Here is a 15,826-nt window from a genome sequence, read left to right on the forward strand (position 1 = left end):
GACCAGCTTGGTAGGTAGCGAACAGCAAAATCCTTGCCCGGAACATCCATTTCGACGAACTCGACCGGCGGCGCTTGAGCTAGCCTCCGCTGAGGCCTGCCATAAAACCTTTGGGCTGACAGATGACCAGCCCCGGCAGCCGTAACGGCCATTGATAGAAAATCTGGACTGGACGCCCCCGGGCTCCATAGGCATTTCGCGCCTATGCTCTGAGCACAGGAAAAAGTGTTATGAGTACCCGGAAATTTGCGCCGGATTTAAGCAGAGGCTGTTCGTCAGGTCGTCGAGCGCCGCTGCGGCGGTCAGAGAAGTTGTAGCGACCTCGTTTATTGAAGACAGTCTGAGGTAGAGCTTGTGGGTGATTGCGCCTGTGCGTAGGCGACGGGCGGAAGGCGGCCGAGACTGCGATGCAGCCGGTGGTGGTTGCGGCGGTGCCGCCTGTCGGCGGTCATGCGTCGGACTTCGCTGAGGATGGTGAAGACGTAGCGGTCGAGCGCTTCGGTTCGCAGCGTGCGATTGAATCGTTCGATGTAGGCGTTCTGGGTGGGCTTGCCCGGCCGGATGCGGACGAGTTCGGCGCGATGCGTATTCGCCCGCTGATGCAGAAGCTGGCTGATCGGCTCGGGTCCGTTGTCCAGGCGAAGCCGCTGCGGCGTACCGCGAATCTCGACCAGCTCATCGAGCGCTCGGATCACTCGGAGTGAGGCTAGGTAGGTATCGATCTCGATGCGCAGCGATTCGCGGTTGAAGTCGTCGATGGCGTTGAAGGTGCGGAAGCGACGGCCTGACCAAAGCGCAACGGCCATGGAGTCCGCCGACCAGGTCTGGTTTGGGGCTGCGGGCACCACCAGCCGGTCACGGACCCGTTCCGGCAGCGGGCGCTTGCCACGTCGGGGCAGATTGAGCCGCAACTCGCAATAGACCCGTCAGAGCCGCGACTTGCCCCAGGTGCTACCTTCGCGGCGAAAGGTCCGCTGCAGCAGGAAGAAGCCCTGACCGGGATTGGCCGCTATATAAGCCGAGATGGCCTCAATCACCGGCGTGTCATCCGGCCGACGGGATCGGTAATACGGTGCGGCCCGCGATAGCCGCAGCGCCTCACAGGCCAATCACAAACTCACTCCATGGTTCTCTTTCATCGCCAGGCACGGCTCCATGCGTTTTGCCTGGCTCAGAGCTTTTTTAAGACGACGTCCTGCAGCGCGTGATGCACCAGCGCCAGTTCGGCATACATCTTCTTGAGCTTGGCCTTCTCGCTTTCCAACACCTTCAGGCGCTGAAGCTGGGCAATGTCCATGCCTGCGTACTTTGGAGTTTTCAGGATTTTGTGGACACCCTAATTTGGCCAGCAATGGCTGCAGGGGTGGCATATGAGATGCCGGCCAAGGAGCTGTGTCGCAAGCACGGGTTTTCCGAGCAGACGTTCTACCGCTGGAAAACCAAGTACGGCGGCATGGAAGTCTCTGACGCCCGTCGGCTGAAGACCCTGGAATCGGAAAACGCCAAGCTCAAGCGAATGCTGGCTGAGCAGCTCTCGGTGGTCGAAGGCCTGCGGGAGATCGCCAAGGAAAGATTCTGACCCCGGAGCAGCGCCGGTCTGCACTGGCGCGGCTGATGAGCCGGGGGCTATCCAAACGAGCAACGGCACGGGGATTGGGCCTGTCCCGATCCGTGTAGCGGTATGGCCTGAAGCGGCCTGGCCGAGACCGGGAGCTGGCGGGACGCATCCAGGACGTCAGTCAGCAGTATGGTGCTTTCCAGCCCCCACTATCTCGACCGAAGTACATTTGAAACAGACAACCACGCCTCCAAAACAAAAAAGGGCGCCTGCAGGCGCCCTTTCGTTACGCAAACGAGAAGCTAGTTGGCTTCCGCACTGGCAGCGACCGGGCGGTCAACCAGTTCCACATACGCCATGGGAGCGTTGTCACCGGCACGGAAGCCGCAGCGCAGGATGCGCAAGTAGCCACCCGGGCGCTTACTGAAGCGCGGTCCGAGATCCAAGAACAGCTTCTGGACGGCGTCGCGGTTGCGCAGGCGGTCGAACGCGATGCGGCGGTTGTGCAGCGAGTCTTCCTTGGCGCGGGTGATCAGCGGCTCGATCTCGCGGCGCAGTTCCTTGGCCTTGGGGACGGTCGTCTGGATCAGCTCGTGCTGAATCAGGGAGGCAACCATGTTCTGCATGGTGGCCTTGCGGTGGGCGGTGGTGCGGCCGAGGCGGCGGCCGGAGACTTTGTGGCGCATGGCTTAGATTCCAGTCTTATGGCTTAGGCCGAGGCTTTCGGCGACGACCAGTTGTCGAGCTTCATGCCCAAGTCGAGATCGTGACCCTTGAGGGCTTCCTTGATCTCGTTGAGCGACTTCTTGCCGAGGTTCGGCGTCTTCATCAGCTGGGTCTCGGTGCGCTGCACCAGATCGCCGATGTAGTAGATGTTTTCGGCCTTGAGGCAGTTGGTCGAGCGCACGCCCAGTTCCAGCTCGTCGATTGGGCGGAACAGGATGGGGCTGAGATCCTTCTTGCCACCGGCGACCGCCACGGTCTCTTCGGCTTCGAGGCCGACGAAGATGGTGAGCTGGTCACGCAGAATGCGGGCAGCCTGGCGCACCGCTTCAGCGGCATCGACACCGCCATTGGTGTCGATGTCGAGGATCAGCTTGTCCAAGTCAGTGCGCTGCTCGACGCGAGCGCGCTCCACCGAGTAGCTGACCCGACGAACCGGGCTGTAGGAAGCGTCGAGCTTGAGCATTCCGATGCCCACGCCCTCTTCTTCCGGACGCGCCAGGGCGGGCTGGTAGCCACGGCCACGGGTCACGCGCAGAGTCATGTTCAGCTTGCCGCCCGTGAGGTTGGCGATCACCAGCTCCGGGTTGACGATCTCGATGTCGTGATCGAGCTGGATGTCGCCGGCGGTCACTGGGCCCTTGCCGGACTTCGACAGGGTCAGGGTCGCGCTGTCACGCGAGTGCATGCGGATGGCGACGTTCTTGAGGTTCAGCAGCACGTCGAGCACGTCTTCCTGCACGCCCTCAACCGCGCTGTACTCGTGAACCACGCCTTCAATCTGGACTTCGGTGATCGCCGCGCCGGGGATGGAGGACAGCAGGATGCGCCGCAGCGCATTGCCGAGGGTGTGGCCGAAGCCACGCTCCAGCGGTTCTAGGGAAACGCGCGCATGGTTCGGACCGAGCTGTTCGACCTCGACGTTACGCGGTTTGAGCAAATCGTTGACGATACCCTGCATGGGATGACCTCTAGAAAATTCTTAGAAAACCGGTGCGGCGGCTATCGCTTACTTGGAGTACAACTCGACCACTAGGTTTTCGTTGATGTCCGGCAGGATCTGGCTGCGCTCCGGCAGGGATTTGAAGGTGCCCTTGAGACCCTTCTCGTCGACGTCCAGCCACTCCGGCAGTCCGCCCTGGGCGGCCAGTGCCAGAGAAGAGGCGATGCGGGTCTGGTTGCGCGACTTCTCGCGGATCGAGACCACGTCGCCAACCGCAACCTGGTAAGACGGGATGTTGACCGATTTGCCGTTGACTTCCACCGACTTGTGGCCAACCAGCTGACGGGCCTCGGCGCGAGTGGAGGCGAAGCCCATGCGGTAGACAACATTGTCCAGGCGCGCTTCCAGGAAGTGCACCAGATTCAGACCGGTAGCGCCCTTGGCGGTGGTGGCCTTGAGGTAGTAGTTGCGGAACTGGCGCTCCAGCACTCCGTACATGCGCTTGAGCTTCTGCTTTTCAGCGAGCTGCAGAGCGTAGTCCGAGAGGCGGGTCTTCGCCGCGCCGTGCTGACCGGGGCGGGTTTCCAGCTTGCACTTGGTTTCCAGACTGCGGGCGCGCGACTTGAGCAGCAGGTCGGTGCCGGCACGGCGGGACAGCTTGCACTTGGGGCCGATATAACGAGCCATGATCGATTCCTGTTACCTGGGCCTTAGACGCGGCGACGCTTGGCCGGACGGCAGCCGTTGTGGGGGATCGGGGTGACGTCGGAGATGTTGGTCACCTTGAAGCCAGCCGCGTTCAGGGCGCGCACCGCGGACTCGCGGCCCGGGCCGGGGCCCTTGACCAGCACTTCCACCGTCTTCACGCCATGCTCGGCAGCCGCGGTCGCGGCACGTTCGGCGGCAACGCCGGCGGCGAAGGGCGTGGATTTGCGCGAGCCCTTGAAGCCGCAGGAACCGGCCGTCGACCAAGACAGGGCGTTGCCCTGGCGGTCGGTGATGAGCACGATGGTGTTGTTGAACGACGCGTGCACATGCACGACTGCATCGCTAACGTTCTTCTTAACCTTCTTGCGCTTGGCGGCAGCGGCAGCTGCGGCGGATTGTGGGGCGGCCATAGGGCGTCCTTAAACTGACTGGTTACGACTTCTTGTTGGAGGCGACAGTCGCCTTACGCGGACCCTTGCGGGTACGGGCGTTGGTACGGGTACGCTGGCCCCGGACCGGCAGGCCACGACGATGACGCGTGCCGCGGTAGCAGCCCATGTCGATCAGCCGCTTGATGCTCATCGACACTTCGCGGCGCAGATCGCCTTCGACGATGTACTTGCCGATTTCGGCACGCAGCTTGTCGAGCTCGGCCTCGGTCAGACTCTTGATCTGAACCGACGGGTCGATGCCCGTCGCTTCGCAGATCTTCTTGGACCGGGTCGCGCCGATGCCATAGATCGACTGAAGCGCGATCACCGTGTGCTTCTTGTCGGGGACATTGACGCCCGCGATACGTGCCATGTTCGACTTCCTTCAAGCGCCAAATAAAAGGGCGCGGATTGTAAAGAAAACTCTTGACTTATTCAAACGGCAACGCCCTTGGCATCGCCGGCACAGCTGAATCTCTTACCCTCGCCGGTGGCCAGTTCAACCCATTCGGGCCGACCCAGCCGAGCCGCGGTGGCCTTAGCCCTGACGCTGCTTGTGACGCAGGTCGGAGCAGATCACCCGCACGACCCCATTGCGGCGCACCACCTTGCAGTTGCGGCACATTTTCTTGACGGATGCACGGACTTTCATGGCTCTATCTCTTGACGACGTTGTTGCTATTAGCCCTGGCGCAGCGCGCCCGGACGACTAGGAGTTTTCGGCTCAGCCTTGCCCTCGGCACCCTTGCCGAGAGACTTGAGGTTCTGCTTCTTGAGCAGGCCCTCGTACTGATGGGACATCAAATGCGCCTGCAGCTGCGCCATGAAGTCCATCACCACCACCACGGTGATCAGCAGGGAGGTGCCACCAAAAGCGAAGGGCACCGACCACTTGGCGATCAGCATTTCCGGCAGCAGACAGATGGCGGTGATGTAGATCGCGCCAGCCACGGTCAGGCGGGTCAGCACCTGGTCGATGTAGCGGCCGGTCTGCACACCGGGACGCACACCGGGAATGATCGCGCCCGACTTCTTCAGGTTTTCAGCGGTTTCGCGGGAATCAAACACCAGCGCCGTATAGAAGAAGCAGAAGAAGATGATCATCGCGCCATACAGCACCGAGTGCAGCGCCTGCCCAGGCGACAGGGCATTGGCCAAGCGCTGCAGGAAGCTGCCGGCTTCGCCATCGCCAAAGAAGCTGACGATAGAAGCTGGGAACAGGATGATCGACGAGGCGAAGATCGGCGGGATCACGCCGGACATGTTCAGCTTCAGCGGCAGATGCTGGGTCTGGGCAGCGAACAGCTTGCGCCCCTGCTGTCTGCGGGCATGGTGCACCGGAATGCGGCGCTGGGCACGCTCCACAAAGACCACCGCCCAGGTCACCAGGCCAACCAGCGCGAACATCACGATCACCACAAAGGCGTTGAGCGAGCCTTCGCTCACCAGCTGCGCGGTAGCACCCAGGGCACGCGGCAGGCCCGCGACGATGCCAGCGAAGATGATCATCGACATGCCGTTGCCGACGCCGCGTTCGGTGATCTGCTCACCCAGCCACATCAGGAACATGGTGCCGGTCACCAGCGAAACCGCGGCAACAAACACGAAGCCGAAGCCCGGGAACAGCGCCACGCCACTCTTCTGCAAGGCGGTGGCGGCACCGACCGACTGGAAAATGGCCAAGCCCAGGGTGCCGAAGCGCGTGTAACGGGTTAGCTTGCGACGGCCAGCCTCGCCTTCCTTCTTCAGTTCCTTGAGCTGCGGCACCGCGGCGGCCATCAGCTGGACGATGATGGAGGCCGAGATGTAGGGCATCACACCCAGGGCGAAGATCGACAAGCGAGACAGCGCACCGCCCGAGAACATGTTGAACATGTCTAGGATGGTGCCCTTCTGCTGGCTGAACAGCGCCGCCAGCTTGCCCGGATCGATGCCCGGCACCGGAATGTAGGAGCCAATGCGGTACACCACCAGCGCGCCCAGCAGGAACAGCAGACGATTGCGAACCTCTCCCATCTTGGAGAGATCCGGCATCATCCCGGTGGCTTGCTGAGTTGCCATGGTCTACTCGGTCGAACGCGTTCGGTGGAGGCTTAGGAGAAACGTGCGGCTTATTCGGCGAAGCTGCCGCCAGCGGCGGTCACCGCTTCACGGGCGCCCTTGGTGGCAAGCACGCCCTTGAAGCTGACCTTGCGGCTCAGCGTGCCGGACTTCACCAGCTTGGCGGTCTGCGCGCCGGCATCCACCACGCCTTCGGCCTTGAGCACGGCGAGGTCGATCTCGGTGGCGGTCAGCTTCTCGATCTCGGACAGACGCACTTCCGCGGTCAGACCCTTGAGCGGGGACTTGAAGCCACGCTTGGGCAGACGACGCTGGATCGGCATCTGGCCGCCTTCGAAACCGACCTTGTGGTAGCCGCCCGAACGAGCGCGCTGACCCTTGTGGCCGCGACCGGCAGTCTTACCAAAGCCGGAACCAATGCCGCGACCAACGCGGATCTTGGCCGGCTTGGAGCCCTTGGCGGGCTTGATGGTGTTCAGTTTCATGGCTGTCTCAATTCACTTCTTCGACTTTCAGCATGAAGCGCGACTTGTTGACCATGCCCAGGTTTTCCGGGGTGGCCGACACGATCACGGACTGGTGCATGCGGGTCAGGCCAAGGCCGTTCACGCAATTGCGGTGCATCTTCAGCTGCGCGGCCAGGCTGCGAACCAGCGTGACCTTGATCTGCTTGGTGGTAGCGGTCATGGCTTAGGCCCCCAGGATCTCTTCAACCGTCTTGCCACGCTTGGCGGCAATCTCGGAAGGCATGCTCATCTTCTTGATGGCATCGACGGTGGCACGCACCACGTTCATGGCGTTGCGTGAGCCGTAGGTCTTGGCCAGCACGTTCTGCACGCCAGCGACCTCGAACATCGGGCGCATGGCGCCACCGGCGATGACACCGGTACCGTCGGAGGCCGGGCGCAGCAGCACGCGGGTGGCGCCATGGGTGCCGATCACTTCGTGCTGGATGGTGTGGCCGCGCAGAGGCACGGTGACCATGTTCTTGCGAGCCTGATCCATCGCCTTGCTGATCGCCTGCGGCACTTCACGAGCCTTGCCGTAGCCGAAGCCAACGCGGCCGGCGCCGTCGCCGACCACGGTCAGCGCGGTGAAGCTGAAGTGCTTGCCGCCCTTGACGGTCTTGGAAACGCGGTTGGTGGCAACCAGCTTCTCCTTGAGATCGCCGCCCTGGCCGTCGTCGCCCTGCGTGTTCTGATAGTTGGTAGCCATGATTTAGAACTCCAGGCCGGCTTCACGCGCGGCTTCGGCCAGCGCCTTGATGCGGCCGTGATACTGAAAACCGGAACGGTCGAAAGCCACCTTGACGATGCCGGCGCTCTTGGCGCGCTCGGCGATGGTGGCGCCCACCTTCTTGGCGGCGTCGACGTTGCCGGTGCCTTCCAGGCCCGAGGCCACGTCCTTCTCCACCGTCGAAGCGGCGATCAGGGTCTTGCCTTCGAAGATGATCTGGGCATAGATGTGCTGCGGCGTGCGGTGAACCGTCAGGCGGTGCGCGCCCAGCTGGGTGATCTTCGCACGCGTCCGGCGCGCGCGGCGCAGACGGACGGATTTCTTGTCGGTGCTCATGTTCGTTTACCAGGTGCCCAGACTTACTTCTTCTTCGCTTCTTTGAGGATGACCTTCTCATCCGAGTACCGCACGCCCTTGCCCTTATAGGGTTCCGGCTCGCGGTAGCTGCGGATGTCGGCGGCCACCTGACCAACCAGGCGCTTGTCGGCGCCCTTGATGACGATTTCGGTCTGAGTGGGGGTTTCCACCGAGATGCCTTCCGGCACCGGATAGTTCACCGGGTGCGAGAGGCCCACCTGAAGATCGAGCAGCTTGCCCTTCATGGCGGCGCGGTAACCGACGCCCACCAGCTGCAGCTTGATCTCGTAACCCTTGGTGACGCCGATCACCATGTTGTTCAACAGCGCGCGCATGGTGCCCGCGAGCATGTTGTTGGACTTGATCGACTCGGCGCTGATGGTGGCGACATCGCCCTGGACGTCCACCGCGATGCCGGCTGGCAGCGGCAGGGTCAGGGTGGTCTTGGCGCCCTTGACGGTGGCAACACCACCGGCGGTGGTCAGCTGCACACCGGCCGGCAGCTTGATGGGATTTTTTGCGACGCGTGACATGGGGGTCTCTCCTTACGCCACGAGGCAGATGATTTCGCCGCCCTGGCCTTCAGCCCGGGCCTTGCGATCGGAAAGCACACCCTTGGGGGTGGAAATGATCGCCACGCCGAGGCCGCCAAGGACCTTCGGCAGCTCGTCCTTGCCCTTGTAGACGCGCAAGGACGGGGTGCTGACGCGCACCAGACGCTCGATCACCGGCTTGCCGGCAAAATACTTGAGGGTGACGGACATGGTCTTCTTGTTGCCGTCGGCGGTAACCGTGTAGTCGGCAATGTAGCCCTCGTCCTTCAGGACCGCGGCCACCGCTTCGCGCGCCTTGGACGAAGGGGAGACGATGTACTTCTTGCGCGCCTGCTGACCATTACGGATACGGGTCAGAAAGTCGCCGATAGGATCGTTGATGCTCATATCAAATCTTCTTCGGTCGGTTTGAAACAAACGGCTCGCGACAGGATGCCGCGAGCCGGCAATACGGATTACTGCTTACCAGCTGGCCTTCTTCAAGCCCGGGACTTCGCCACGCATCATCGCTTCGCGCAGCTTGTGGCGGGCCAGACCAAACTTGGCGTAGACGCCACGCGGACGGCCAGTGATCGCGCAGCGGTTGCGCTGGCGGGTCTTGGCGGAGTCGCGCGGCAGCTTCTGGAGAGCGACCACGGCGGCCTGCTTCTCGTCGTAGCCGACGCTTTCGTTGGCGATCACTTTCTTCAGCTCGATGCGCTTCTTGGTGTAACGCTTGGCGAGCTTCTTCCGCTTGACCTCGCGGTTGATCATGCTGGTCTTGGCCATGAGTCTTTACCTGGTCTTACTTGCGGAACGGAAACTGGAAGGCTTCCAGCAGCGCTTTGCCTTCGGCATCGGTCTTGGCGCTGGTGGTGATGGTGATGTTCATACCGCGCAGGGCGTCAACCTTTTCGTACTCGATTTCCGGAAAGATGATCTGTTCGGTGATGCCAAAATTGTAATTGCCGGCGCCATCGAAACCCTTCGGCGACAGGCCGCGGAAGTCACGGATACGCGGCAGCGCCACGCACACCAGACGCTCCAGGAATTCCCACATGCGCTCGCGGCGCAGGGTCACCTTCACGCCCACGGGATAGTTCTCGCGGATCTTGAAGTTGCTGATGGCGATCTTGGACTTGGTGATCACCGGCTTCTGGCCGGCGATCGCGGTCATGTCGGCCAACGCGTTCTCGATCACCTTCTTGTCCTGGGTGGTCTCGCCGACGCCCATGTTGAGAGTGATCTTCTTGATGCGGGGCACCGCCATGGCATTGCAGCCGAGCTTGGTCTTCAGCTCGGTGGCAATTTTTTCCTGGTACAGCGTCTGGAAATTCGGAGTCATCGGAGAAATCCTTTAGCCCACCAGTTCTTTGCTGGACTTGAAGAAACGAACCTTCTTGCCGCCTTCAACACGGAAGCCGACGCGCTCGCCTTTGCCCGACTTGGGGTTGAACAGCTGCACGTTGGAAATATCGATCGGCAGTTCCTTCTCGACGATGCCGCCCGCGACACCGGCGTTGGGATTGCCTTTCTGGTGCTTCTTGGCAACGTTGATGCCGGAAACAACGAGCTTGCCTTCCAGCACCTGCGAAACGGTGCCGCGCTTGCCCTTGTCCTTGCCGGTGGTGACGATCACGTCGTCGCCCTTCTTGATCTTGTTCATGGCTAATCGTCCTTCAGATCACTTCCGGCGCCAGGGACACGATCTTCATGAACCGCTCGCGCAGTTCGCGCGTCACGGGTCCAAAGATACGGGTGCCGATCGGCTCCATCTTGGTGGTGATGAGCACCGCCGCGTTGGTATCGAAACGGATGGCGGAGCCGTCGTTACGGCGAATCGGATGACGGGTGCGGACGACCACGGCGTCGTGGACCTCGCCCTTCTTCACCTTGCCGCGCGGAATCGCATCCTTGACGGTGACCTTTACGATGTCACCAACCATGGCGTAGCGGCGGTAGGTGGAACCCTTGACCTGGATCACCTGGACCAGCTTGGCGCCGCTGTTGTCAGCGGCGACCAGAAATGATTCTTGCTGAAGCATGGCTGTGAGCCTCCTTAGCCGTGCGCTTTCTCAAGCACTTCGATCAACTTGAAGTGCTTGCTGCGGGACAGCGGACGGGTTTCGACGATGGCGACCAGATCGCCCTCGTTGCACTCGTTGTTCTCGTCGTGGGCGTGGAGCTTGCTGCTCTTGCGCACGTACTTGCCGTAGAGCGGGTGCTTGACCTGACGCTCGACCAGCACAGTGATGGTTTTCGCCATCTTGTTGCTGGTCACGCGGCCGACAATGCGGCGCTCCGGCTTGGTCGCGGTGGTGGTCTGCTCGCTCATTTCGCGTTCGCCTGCTGGGTCATCACGGTCTTGAGGCGGGCAATGCTCTTGCGCGCCTCGCGGACGAGGTGGGACTTGGTGGGCTGGCCGAGAGCAGCCTGCATGCGCAGGTTGAACTGCTCCTTACGGAGCGAGGCCAGTTCCTCGTTGAGCTGCGCCGCCGACTTGGCGAGCAGTTCCTTCATCTTTTCGCTGTTCTTCTTCATGGCGGTCACATCACATGATGGTGCGCTGGACGAAGGAGGTCTTCACCGGCAACTTCGCTGCGGCAAGGCGGAAGGCCTCGCGAGCTTCGGTTTCGGTGACACCATCCAATTCGTAAATCATCTTGCCGGGCTGCACCTTGGCAACCCACCACTCGACGTTACCCTTGCCGGAGCCCATGCGAACTTCCAGGGGCTTACGGGTTACCGGCACGTCGGGAAACACGCGGATCCACATCTTGCCGCCGCGCTTTACGTAACGGGTGATGACACGGCGAGCGGCTTCGATCTGGCGGGCGGTCAACGCGCCCCACTCGGAGCTCTTCAGGCCGAATTCGCCGAAGCTCACCTTGTTACCGTTCTGCGCCAATCCGCGGTTACGGCCTTTCTGTTGTTTGCGGAATTTGGTCCGCTTGGGCTGCATCATGGGAATGCTCCTTAAGCCTTAGGCCGCGACGGCCTCGGTGGCTTCGTCTTTCTTGCCGTGGCCGCGAGCTTGTTCGAGCTCGAACACTTCGCCGGTGTAGACCCACACCTTGACGCCGATCACCCCGTAGGTGGTCTTGGCTTCAGCGGTGTTGTAGTCCACATGAGCGCGCAGGGTGTGTAGCGGCACGCGACCTTCGCGGTACCACTCGACGCGGGCGATTTCGGCACCGTTCAGACGGCCACCGAGCTGAATCTTGATGCCGCCGGCACCGATGCGCATGGCGTTCTGCACCGCGCGCTTCATCGCGCGGCGGAACATGATGCGACGCTCCAACTGCTGGGCGACGGACTCGGCAACCAGCTTGGCATCGAGCTCCGGCTTGCGGATCTCCTCCACCGAGATGTGCACGGAGTCGGTCTTGAGACCCATCTTGGAAGCGACTTCAGCCTTCAGCTTCTCGATGTCCTCGCCCTTCTTGCCGATCACGATGCCGGGACGCGCGGTGAAAATGGTGACGCGCGCGGACTTCGCCGGGCGGTCGATCTTCACCTTGCTGACCGAAGCGGCCGCGAGCTTTTTGAACAGGAAGGCGCGAACCGCCATGTCCTTCTGCAGGGTTTCGGCGTAGGCACCCTTCTCGGCGTACCAGTTGGAGGTCCAGCCGGTGGTGATGCCGAGACGGAAACCGTTGGGGTTTACTTTATGGCCCATGACTATTCCTTACGCCGCCTTGCCGTCAGAAACACGAATGGTGATGTGCGACGTCGGCTTGACGATGCGGTCGGCGCGGCCCTTGGCGCGCGGCATAACGCGCTTCAGCACCGGGCCCTTGTCGACGAAGATTTCCTTCACCTTCAGCTCATCAACGTCAGCGCCGAAGTTGTTCTCGGCATTGGCGATCGCGGACTCCAGCACCTTGAGAATGATGCGGGCCGGCTTCTGCTGGGAGAACTTCAGGATGTTGACGGCTTCGGCGACCGGCTTGCCGCGCACGAGGTCGGCCACCAGGCGCGACTTCTGCGGGGACAAACGCACGAATCTCAGAACGGCTTGCGTGTTCATGGCGCTCCCTTAGGCTTTCTTGTCGCCGCCGTGACCCTTGAAGGTCCGGGTCGGCGAGAACTCGCCCAGCTTGTGGCCGATCATGTTGTCGGTCACAAACACCGGCATGTGCTGCTTGCCGTTGTGGACTTGCAGGGTCAGGCCCACGAACTCGGGCGTGATCATGGAACGGCGCGACCAGGTCTTGATCGGCTTCTTGACTCGGGAACCGCTGACATCAGTCACCTTTTTCATCAGGTGATGATCGATAAACGGGCCCTTCTTTACGGAACGCGGCATGGTCGTTCTCTCAATTACTTCTTGTGGCGGCTACGCACGATGAACTGCTGCGTGCGCTTGTTCTTGCGGGTCTTGAGACCCTTGGCCTTCTGGCCCCAGGGGCTAACCGGATGCGGATTACCCTGGCCGGACTTGCCCTCACCACCACCGTGCGGGTGGTCGACCGGGTTCATCACGACACCGCGCACGGTCGGGCGGATGCCCTTCCAGCGCTTGGCGCCGGCCTTGCCGTACTGGCGCAGGTTGTGCTCGTTGTTGCTGACTTCGCCGATGGCGGCGCGGCATTCGTTGTGCACCTTGCGCATTTCGCCGGAGCGCAGGCGCAGGGTCACGTAGTCGCCTTCACGGGCCACGTACTGCACGGCGGCGCCGGCGGAGCGGGCGATCTGCGCACCCTTGCCAGGACGCATTTCGATGCAGTGAATGGTCGAGCCCACCGGGATATTGCGCAGCGGCAGGACGTTGCCGGCCTTGATCGGCGCATCGGAGCCGGACTGCACGGTGTCACCCACCGACAGCCCCTTGGGCGCAATGATGTAACGACGCTCGCCATCGGCAAACAGCACCAGCGCGATGTGCGCGGTACGGTTGGGATCGTATTCGATGGTCTCGACCTTGGCCGGGATGCCATCCTTGTTGCGCTTGAAGTCCACCAGGCGATAGGCCTGCTTGTGGCCGCCGCCCTTGTGACGGGTGGTGATGTGGCCGTTGTTGTTACGGCCACCCTTGTTGCTCTGCGACTCCAGCAGGGGGCCGTAGGCGGCGCCCTTATGGAGATGCGGATGCACCACCTTGACCTGGTGGCGGCGACCGGGGGAGGTCGGCTTGAGCTGGATCAGCATGGCTGGATCTCTCTTCTAGTGCCTTAGGCCTGCGGCGCCGCGCCGGCCAGGAAATCAATTTCCTGACCTTCGGCGAGCGTCACATAAGCCTTCTTCCAGTCGGAGCGCTTGCCTTCAAAACGGCCAAAGCGCTTGCTCTTGCCCTTCACCACCAGGGTCTGGACAGCAGACACCTTGACGTTGAAGAGCTTCTCGACGGCTTCCTTGATCTCGGGCTTGTCGGCGTCGAGGGCAACCTTGAACACAGCCTGGTTGCGCTTTTCGGCGACGCGGGTGGCCTTTTCGGAAACTACCGGCGCGAGAATGATCTGATGGATGCGTTCGACGTTCATGCCAGCCAAGCCTCGAGTTTCTTCACGGCTTCGCGAGTGAACAGCACCTTCTCGTGGCGCAGCAGCGCAACGGGATTCAGGGCCTCGACGTCGCACACCGCGACACGCGGGATGTTGCGAGCGGACAGGTACAGATTCTTGTCCACCGCCTCAGTCACCAACAGGATGTCGTTACCGCCCACTTCCGCCAGCTTGGCCAGCAGGGACTGGGTCTTCGGCGCCTCGACACTGAAGCTGTCGGCCAGCACCAGGTGACCCTGGCGGGACAGCTCCGAGACGATCGAACGGATGGCGCCGCGATACATCTTCTTGTTGACCTTCTGCGCGAAATCGCGCGGCTTGGCCGCGAAAGTCTTGCCACCACCGCGCCACAGCGGGCTACGGATGGAGCCGGCACGGGCACGACCGGTGCCCTTCTGCTTCCAGGGCTTCTTGCCGCCGCCGGAAACTTCCGCCTTGGACTTCTGGGCCTTGGTGCCGGCACGACCGGCCGCCATGTAGGCGGTGACGATCTGGTGAACCAGCGGCTCGTTGTATTCGGCGCCGAACACGGTGTCAGACACCGTTACGGATTCGCCCTTGTTGGTTTTCAGTTCCATGAAGGACTCGCTCGCTTTACTTGACCGTCGGACGGACGATGACTTCGCCGCCGGCGTAGCCAGGGACTGCGCCCTTGACCAGGATCAGGTTGCGCTCGCCGTCGATCTTGACCACATCGAGGTTGAGCGCGGACGCCTGCTTGGAACCCATGTGACCCGCCATCGGCTTGCCCTTCCAGACCTTGCCGGGGGACTGACGCTGACCGATAGAACCGGGCATGCGATGCGACAGCGAGTTACCGTGGGTCGCACGGCCACCACCAAAGTTGTGGCGCTTCTGCCAGCCGGCGAAGCCCTTACCCTGGGTGGTGCCGAGCACGTCGACCGACTTGACGTCGGCAAACAGCTCGACCTTCAGCTCGGCACCGGGGGCGAACTCCGCACCCTCGTCGTCCTGCAGGCGGAACTCCACCAGCGTCCGACCGGCCTCGACGCCAGCCTTCTTGTAGTGGCCGGCCTCCGCCTTGTTCAGACGGGAAGCCTTGACCGTGCCGGCAGTGACCTGCACAGCGCGGTAACCGTCGGTTTCAACGGTCTTGACCTGGGTGATGCGGTTGGGCGCGCACTCGATCACGGTGACCGGGATCGACTCACCAGCTTCGGTGAATACGCGGGTCATGCCAGCCTTGCGACCGACCAGACCGAGACGGGAGACAGTATTAGTCATGATGTCTTCTCCAGGCTCAGTTGAGGCTGATCTGGACTTCCACGCCCGCCGGCAGATCCAGCTTCGAGAGAGCATCGACGGTCTTTTCCGTCGGCTCCACGATCTGCATCAGGCGCTTGTGGGTACGCAGTTCGTACTGGTCGCGAGCATCCTTGTCACCGTGAGGGGACACCAGGATGGTGAAGCGCTCCTTGCGTGTGGGCAGAGGAATCGGGCCACGGACAACAGCACCGGTGCGCTTCGCGGTCTCGACGATCTCTTTGGCGGACTTGTCGATCAGACGATGATCGAACGCCTTGAGTCGGATACGGATTGATTGGCTGGTTGCGGCCATGCTCACACTCAGGTCTTAAAGAACAGGGTGGTAACGCGAAAGGGCGCGAATTATATCGACGCCCTTCCGTTGTTACAACAGCCTCGCGGTCAATTGCGAGGAATTATTTTTACGCGAGGATCTTGGTCACCACGCCGGCGCCGACGGTACGACCGCCTTCACGGATGGCGAAGCGGACCTGCTCTTCCATCGC

At 62.0% G+C, this 15,826-nt stretch carries 32 protein-coding genes; 1 reads left to right on the plus strand and 31 read right to left on the minus strand.

The annotated features are described in order from the left end of the window. Nucleotides 1-326: 326 nt before the first annotated feature. Both AC3WT6_RS16550 and AC3WT6_RS16555 read right to left on the minus strand, forming a co-directional pair. Nucleotides 327-848: an integrase core domain-containing protein gene (locus AC3WT6_RS16550; RefSeq protein WP_492654736.1), complete on the minus strand. Its 522-nt coding sequence runs from the start codon at nt 846-848 to the stop codon at nt 327-329. Nucleotides 849-1,171: 323 nt separating this feature from the next. Then, nucleotides 1,172-1,297, minus strand: coding sequence for a hypothetical protein (locus AC3WT6_RS16555; protein ID WP_492654711.1), 126 nt, complete (start codon nt 1,295-1,297; stop codon nt 1,172-1,174). A gap of 66 nt (nt 1,298-1,363) precedes the next feature. On the opposite strand from AC3WT6_RS16555, the gene AC3WT6_RS16560 reads away from it, so the two are divergent. After that, entirely contained in the window at nt 1,364-1,579 is a 216-nt protein-coding gene (locus tag AC3WT6_RS16560) for a transposase (RefSeq protein ID WP_492654712.1), read from the plus strand. A 281-nt stretch (nt 1,580-1,860) separates the two neighbouring features. On the opposite strand, the gene rplQ is transcribed toward AC3WT6_RS16560, so the two are convergent. The 29 genes from rplQ to AC3WT6_RS16705 all read right to left on the minus strand — a co-directional run. Next, complete coding sequence (rplQ, locus tag AC3WT6_RS16565) at nt 1,861-2,244, minus strand: 50S ribosomal protein L17 (RefSeq protein WP_492654713.1); 384 nt, start codon at nt 2,242-2,244, stop codon at nt 1,861-1,863. A 23-nt stretch (nt 2,245-2,267) separates the two neighbouring features. Further along, nucleotides 2,268-3,242: a DNA-directed RNA polymerase subunit alpha gene (locus AC3WT6_RS16570; RefSeq protein WP_492654714.1), complete on the minus strand. Its 975-nt coding sequence runs from the start codon at nt 3,240-3,242 to the stop codon at nt 2,268-2,270. A 48-nt stretch (nt 3,243-3,290) separates the two neighbouring features. Then, nucleotides 3,291-3,911: a 30S ribosomal protein S4 gene (gene rpsD / locus AC3WT6_RS16575; RefSeq protein ID WP_492654715.1), complete on the minus strand. Its 621-nt coding sequence runs from the start codon at nt 3,909-3,911 to the stop codon at nt 3,291-3,293. A gap of 23 nt (nt 3,912-3,934) precedes the next feature. After that, nucleotides 3,935-4,342, minus strand: a complete 408-nt coding sequence (rpsK, locus tag AC3WT6_RS16580) for a 30S ribosomal protein S11 (protein ID WP_492654716.1) — start codon at nt 4,340-4,342, stop codon at nt 3,935-3,937. 22 nt (nt 4,343-4,364) lie between these two features. Continuing rightward, nucleotides 4,365-4,736 (minus strand): 30S ribosomal protein S13, encoded by a 372-nt coding sequence (rpsM, locus tag AC3WT6_RS16585; protein WP_492654717.1) that lies wholly within the window; start codon nt 4,734-4,736, stop codon nt 4,365-4,367. Nucleotides 4,737-4,901: 165 nt separating this feature from the next. Next, entirely contained in the window at nt 4,902-5,015 is a 114-nt protein-coding gene (gene rpmJ / locus AC3WT6_RS16590) for a 50S ribosomal protein L36 (protein WP_123211036.1), read from the minus strand. A gap of 29 nt (nt 5,016-5,044) precedes the next feature. After that, nucleotides 5,045-6,424, minus strand: coding sequence for a preprotein translocase subunit SecY (gene secY, locus AC3WT6_RS16595; protein ID WP_492654718.1), 1,380 nt, complete (start codon nt 6,422-6,424; stop codon nt 5,045-5,047). Between the two features lie 50 nt (nt 6,425-6,474). Next, nucleotides 6,475-6,909, minus strand: a complete 435-nt coding sequence (gene rplO, locus AC3WT6_RS16600; protein ID WP_492654719.1) for a 50S ribosomal protein L15 — start codon at nt 6,907-6,909, stop codon at nt 6,475-6,477. 7 nt (nt 6,910-6,916) lie between these two features. Further along, nucleotides 6,917-7,111 (minus strand): 50S ribosomal protein L30, encoded by a 195-nt coding sequence (gene rpmD, locus AC3WT6_RS16605; RefSeq protein ID WP_123211039.1) that lies wholly within the window; start codon nt 7,109-7,111, stop codon nt 6,917-6,919. Between the two features lie 3 nt (nt 7,112-7,114). Then, nucleotides 7,115-7,639, minus strand: coding sequence for a 30S ribosomal protein S5 (gene rpsE / locus AC3WT6_RS16610; protein WP_492654720.1), 525 nt, complete (start codon nt 7,637-7,639; stop codon nt 7,115-7,117). A gap of 3 nt (nt 7,640-7,642) precedes the next feature. Beyond that, a complete protein-coding gene (gene rplR, locus AC3WT6_RS16615) occupies nt 7,643-7,996 on the minus strand; it encodes a 50S ribosomal protein L18 (protein WP_123211041.1) in 354 nt (117 codons plus the stop codon). 23 nt (nt 7,997-8,019) lie between these two features. After that, complete coding sequence (rplF, locus tag AC3WT6_RS16620; protein ID WP_492654721.1) at nt 8,020-8,550, minus strand: 50S ribosomal protein L6; 531 nt, start codon at nt 8,548-8,550, stop codon at nt 8,020-8,022. 12 nt (nt 8,551-8,562) lie between these two features. Further along, the gene (gene rpsH, locus AC3WT6_RS16625; RefSeq protein ID WP_492654722.1) at nt 8,563-8,958 is read right to left on the minus strand and encodes a 30S ribosomal protein S8; all 396 of its coding nucleotides are present in this window, start codon (nt 8,956-8,958) and stop codon (nt 8,563-8,565) included. Between the two features lie 75 nt (nt 8,959-9,033). Next, nucleotides 9,034-9,339 (minus strand): 30S ribosomal protein S14, encoded by a 306-nt coding sequence (gene rpsN / locus AC3WT6_RS16630; RefSeq protein ID WP_492654723.1) that lies wholly within the window; start codon nt 9,337-9,339, stop codon nt 9,034-9,036. Between the two features lie 16 nt (nt 9,340-9,355). Continuing rightward, on the minus strand, nt 9,356-9,895 hold the full coding sequence (gene rplE / locus AC3WT6_RS16635) for a 50S ribosomal protein L5 (RefSeq protein WP_492654724.1): 540 nt from the start codon (nt 9,893-9,895) through the stop codon (nt 9,356-9,358). Nucleotides 9,896-9,907: 12 nt separating this feature from the next. After that, on the minus strand, nt 9,908-10,216 hold the full coding sequence (gene rplX / locus AC3WT6_RS16640; protein ID WP_492654725.1) for a 50S ribosomal protein L24: 309 nt from the start codon (nt 10,214-10,216) through the stop codon (nt 9,908-9,910). A 13-nt stretch (nt 10,217-10,229) separates the two neighbouring features. Continuing rightward, on the minus strand, nt 10,230-10,595 hold the full coding sequence (rplN, locus tag AC3WT6_RS16645; RefSeq protein ID WP_492654726.1) for a 50S ribosomal protein L14: 366 nt from the start codon (nt 10,593-10,595) through the stop codon (nt 10,230-10,232). A gap of 14 nt (nt 10,596-10,609) precedes the next feature. Beyond that, nucleotides 10,610-10,885, minus strand: a complete 276-nt coding sequence (rpsQ, locus tag AC3WT6_RS16650) for a 30S ribosomal protein S17 (RefSeq protein WP_492654727.1) — start codon at nt 10,883-10,885, stop codon at nt 10,610-10,612. Beyond that, the gene (gene rpmC, locus AC3WT6_RS16655) at nt 10,882-11,091 is read right to left on the minus strand and encodes a 50S ribosomal protein L29 (RefSeq protein WP_492654728.1); all 210 of its coding nucleotides are present in this window, start codon (nt 11,089-11,091) and stop codon (nt 10,882-10,884) included. Before rpmC ends, rpsQ begins: the two co-directional genes overlap by 4 nt. Before the next feature lie 10 nt (nt 11,092-11,101). Beyond that, on the minus strand, nt 11,102-11,515 hold the full coding sequence (rplP, locus tag AC3WT6_RS16660) for a 50S ribosomal protein L16 (RefSeq protein ID WP_123211049.1): 414 nt from the start codon (nt 11,513-11,515) through the stop codon (nt 11,102-11,104). Between the two features lie 18 nt (nt 11,516-11,533). Beyond that, nucleotides 11,534-12,229 carry a 30S ribosomal protein S3 gene (rpsC, locus tag AC3WT6_RS16665; RefSeq protein WP_492654729.1) on the minus strand — a complete coding sequence of 232 codons (696 nt, stop codon included), beginning with the start codon at nt 12,227-12,229 and terminating at the stop codon, nt 11,534-11,536. 9 nt (nt 12,230-12,238) lie between these two features. Further along, nucleotides 12,239-12,580 (minus strand): 50S ribosomal protein L22, encoded by a 342-nt coding sequence (gene rplV, locus AC3WT6_RS16670; protein ID WP_492654730.1) that lies wholly within the window; start codon nt 12,578-12,580, stop codon nt 12,239-12,241. Nucleotides 12,581-12,589: 9 nt separating this feature from the next. Next, nucleotides 12,590-12,859 (minus strand): 30S ribosomal protein S19, encoded by a 270-nt coding sequence (rpsS, locus tag AC3WT6_RS16675; RefSeq protein WP_492654731.1) that lies wholly within the window; start codon nt 12,857-12,859, stop codon nt 12,590-12,592. A gap of 14 nt (nt 12,860-12,873) precedes the next feature. Next, on the minus strand, nt 12,874-13,701 hold the full coding sequence (gene rplB, locus AC3WT6_RS16680) for a 50S ribosomal protein L2 (protein WP_492654732.1): 828 nt from the start codon (nt 13,699-13,701) through the stop codon (nt 12,874-12,876). Nucleotides 13,702-13,724: 23 nt separating this feature from the next. Further along, complete coding sequence (gene rplW, locus AC3WT6_RS16685) at nt 13,725-14,033, minus strand: 50S ribosomal protein L23 (protein ID WP_492654733.1); 309 nt, start codon at nt 14,031-14,033, stop codon at nt 13,725-13,727. Then, nucleotides 14,030-14,632 (minus strand): 50S ribosomal protein L4, encoded by a 603-nt coding sequence (gene rplD, locus AC3WT6_RS16690; RefSeq protein ID WP_492654734.1) that lies wholly within the window; start codon nt 14,630-14,632, stop codon nt 14,030-14,032. The genes rplW and rplD overlap by 4 nt, the downstream gene beginning before the upstream one ends. A gap of 16 nt (nt 14,633-14,648) precedes the next feature. Continuing rightward, entirely contained in the window at nt 14,649-15,299 is a 651-nt protein-coding gene (rplC, locus tag AC3WT6_RS16695; RefSeq protein ID WP_492654735.1) for a 50S ribosomal protein L3, read from the minus strand. A 16-nt stretch (nt 15,300-15,315) separates the two neighbouring features. Beyond that, the gene (gene rpsJ, locus AC3WT6_RS16700; protein WP_123211057.1) at nt 15,316-15,633 is read right to left on the minus strand and encodes a 30S ribosomal protein S10; all 318 of its coding nucleotides are present in this window, start codon (nt 15,631-15,633) and stop codon (nt 15,316-15,318) included. A 109-nt stretch (nt 15,634-15,742) separates the two neighbouring features. Further along, nucleotides 15,743-15,826 (minus strand): EF-Tu C-terminal domain-related protein (locus AC3WT6_RS16705; protein ID WP_492654633.1); only part of this gene is annotated, 84 nt, incomplete at its 5' end.

This window comes from Stagnimonas sp. FW305-C-60 (genome assembly GCF_058782965.1).

What these genes read in the sequence shown, in the direction of transcription:
- AC3WT6_RS16555 (WP_492654711.1), bottom strand. Translation starts at nt 1,297, where the DNA reads ATGGACATTGCCCAGCTTCAGCGCCTGAAGGTGTTGGAAAGCGAGAAG.
- rplQ (WP_492654713.1), bottom strand. Translation starts at nt 2,244, where the DNA reads ATGCGCCACAAAGTCTCCGGCCGCCGCCTCGGCCGCACCACCGCCCAC.
- AC3WT6_RS16570 (WP_492654714.1), bottom strand. Translation starts at nt 3,242, where the DNA reads ATGCAGGGTATCGTCAACGATTTGCTCAAACCGCGTAACGTCGAGGTC.
- rpsD (WP_492654715.1), bottom strand. Translation starts at nt 3,911, where the DNA reads ATGGCTCGTTATATCGGCCCCAAGTGCAAGCTGTCCCGCCGTGCCGGC.
- rpsK (WP_492654716.1), bottom strand. Translation starts at nt 4,342, where the DNA reads ATGGCCGCCCCACAATCCGCCGCAGCTGCCGCTGCCGCCAAGCGCAAG.
- rpsM (WP_492654717.1), bottom strand. Translation starts at nt 4,736, where the DNA reads ATGGCACGTATCGCGGGCGTCAATGTCCCCGACAAGAAGCACACGGTG.
- rpmJ (WP_123211036.1), bottom strand. Translation starts at nt 5,015, where the DNA reads ATGAAAGTCCGTGCATCCGTCAAGAAAATGTGCCGCAACTGCAAGGTG.
- secY (WP_492654718.1), bottom strand. Translation starts at nt 6,424, where the DNA reads ATGGCAACTCAGCAAGCCACCGGGATGATGCCGGATCTCTCCAAGATG.
- rplO (WP_492654719.1), bottom strand. Translation starts at nt 6,909, where the DNA reads ATGAAACTGAACACCATCAAGCCCGCCAAGGGCTCCAAGCCGGCCAAG.
- rpmD (WP_123211039.1), bottom strand. Translation starts at nt 7,111, where the DNA reads ATGACCGCTACCACCAAGCAGATCAAGGTCACGCTGGTTCGCAGCCTG.
- rpsE (WP_492654720.1), bottom strand. Translation starts at nt 7,639, where the DNA reads ATGGCTACCAACTATCAGAACACGCAGGGCGACGACGGCCAGGGCGGC.
- rplR (WP_123211041.1), bottom strand. Translation starts at nt 7,996, where the DNA reads ATGAGCACCGACAAGAAATCCGTCCGTCTGCGCCGCGCGCGCCGGACG.
- rplF (WP_492654721.1), bottom strand. Translation starts at nt 8,550, where the DNA reads ATGTCACGCGTCGCAAAAAATCCCATCAAGCTGCCGGCCGGTGTGCAG.
- rpsH (WP_492654722.1), bottom strand. Translation starts at nt 8,958, where the DNA reads ATGAGCATCAACGATCCTATCGGCGACTTTCTGACCCGTATCCGTAAT.
- rpsN (WP_492654723.1), bottom strand. Translation starts at nt 9,339, where the DNA reads ATGGCCAAGACCAGCATGATCAACCGCGAGGTCAAGCGGAAGAAGCTC.
- rplE (WP_492654724.1), bottom strand. Translation starts at nt 9,895, where the DNA reads ATGACTCCGAATTTCCAGACGCTGTACCAGGAAAAAATTGCCACCGAG.
- rplX (WP_492654725.1), bottom strand. Translation starts at nt 10,216, where the DNA reads ATGAACAAGATCAAGAAGGGCGACGACGTGATCGTCACCACCGGCAAG.
- rplN (WP_492654726.1), bottom strand. Translation starts at nt 10,595, where the DNA reads ATGCTTCAGCAAGAATCATTTCTGGTCGCCGCTGACAACAGCGGCGCC.
- rpsQ (WP_492654727.1), bottom strand. Translation starts at nt 10,885, where the DNA reads ATGAGCGAGCAGACCACCACCGCGACCAAGCCGGAGCGCCGCATTGTC.
- rpmC (WP_492654728.1), bottom strand. Translation starts at nt 11,091, where the DNA reads ATGAAGAAGAACAGCGAAAAGATGAAGGAACTGCTCGCCAAGTCGGCG.
- rplP (WP_123211049.1), bottom strand. Translation starts at nt 11,515, where the DNA reads ATGATGCAGCCCAAGCGGACCAAATTCCGCAAACAACAGAAAGGCCGT.
- rpsC (WP_492654729.1), bottom strand. Translation starts at nt 12,229, where the DNA reads ATGGGCCATAAAGTAAACCCCAACGGTTTCCGTCTCGGCATCACCACC.
- rplV (WP_492654730.1), bottom strand. Translation starts at nt 12,580, where the DNA reads ATGAACACGCAAGCCGTTCTGAGATTCGTGCGTTTGTCCCCGCAGAAG.
- rpsS (WP_492654731.1), bottom strand. Translation starts at nt 12,859, where the DNA reads ATGCCGCGTTCCGTAAAGAAGGGCCCGTTTATCGATCATCACCTGATG.
- rplB (WP_492654732.1), bottom strand. Translation starts at nt 13,701, where the DNA reads ATGCTGATCCAGCTCAAGCCGACCTCCCCCGGTCGCCGCCACCAGGTC.
- rplW (WP_492654733.1), bottom strand. Translation starts at nt 14,033, where the DNA reads ATGAACGTCGAACGCATCCATCAGATCATTCTCGCGCCGGTAGTTTCC.
- rplD (WP_492654734.1), bottom strand. Translation starts at nt 14,632, where the DNA reads ATGGAACTGAAAACCAACAAGGGCGAATCCGTAACGGTGTCTGACACC.
- rplC (WP_492654735.1), bottom strand. Translation starts at nt 15,299, where the DNA reads ATGACTAATACTGTCTCCCGTCTCGGTCTGGTCGGTCGCAAGGCTGGC.
- rpsJ (WP_123211057.1), bottom strand. Translation starts at nt 15,633, where the DNA reads ATGGCCGCAACCAGCCAATCAATCCGTATCCGACTCAAGGCGTTCGAT.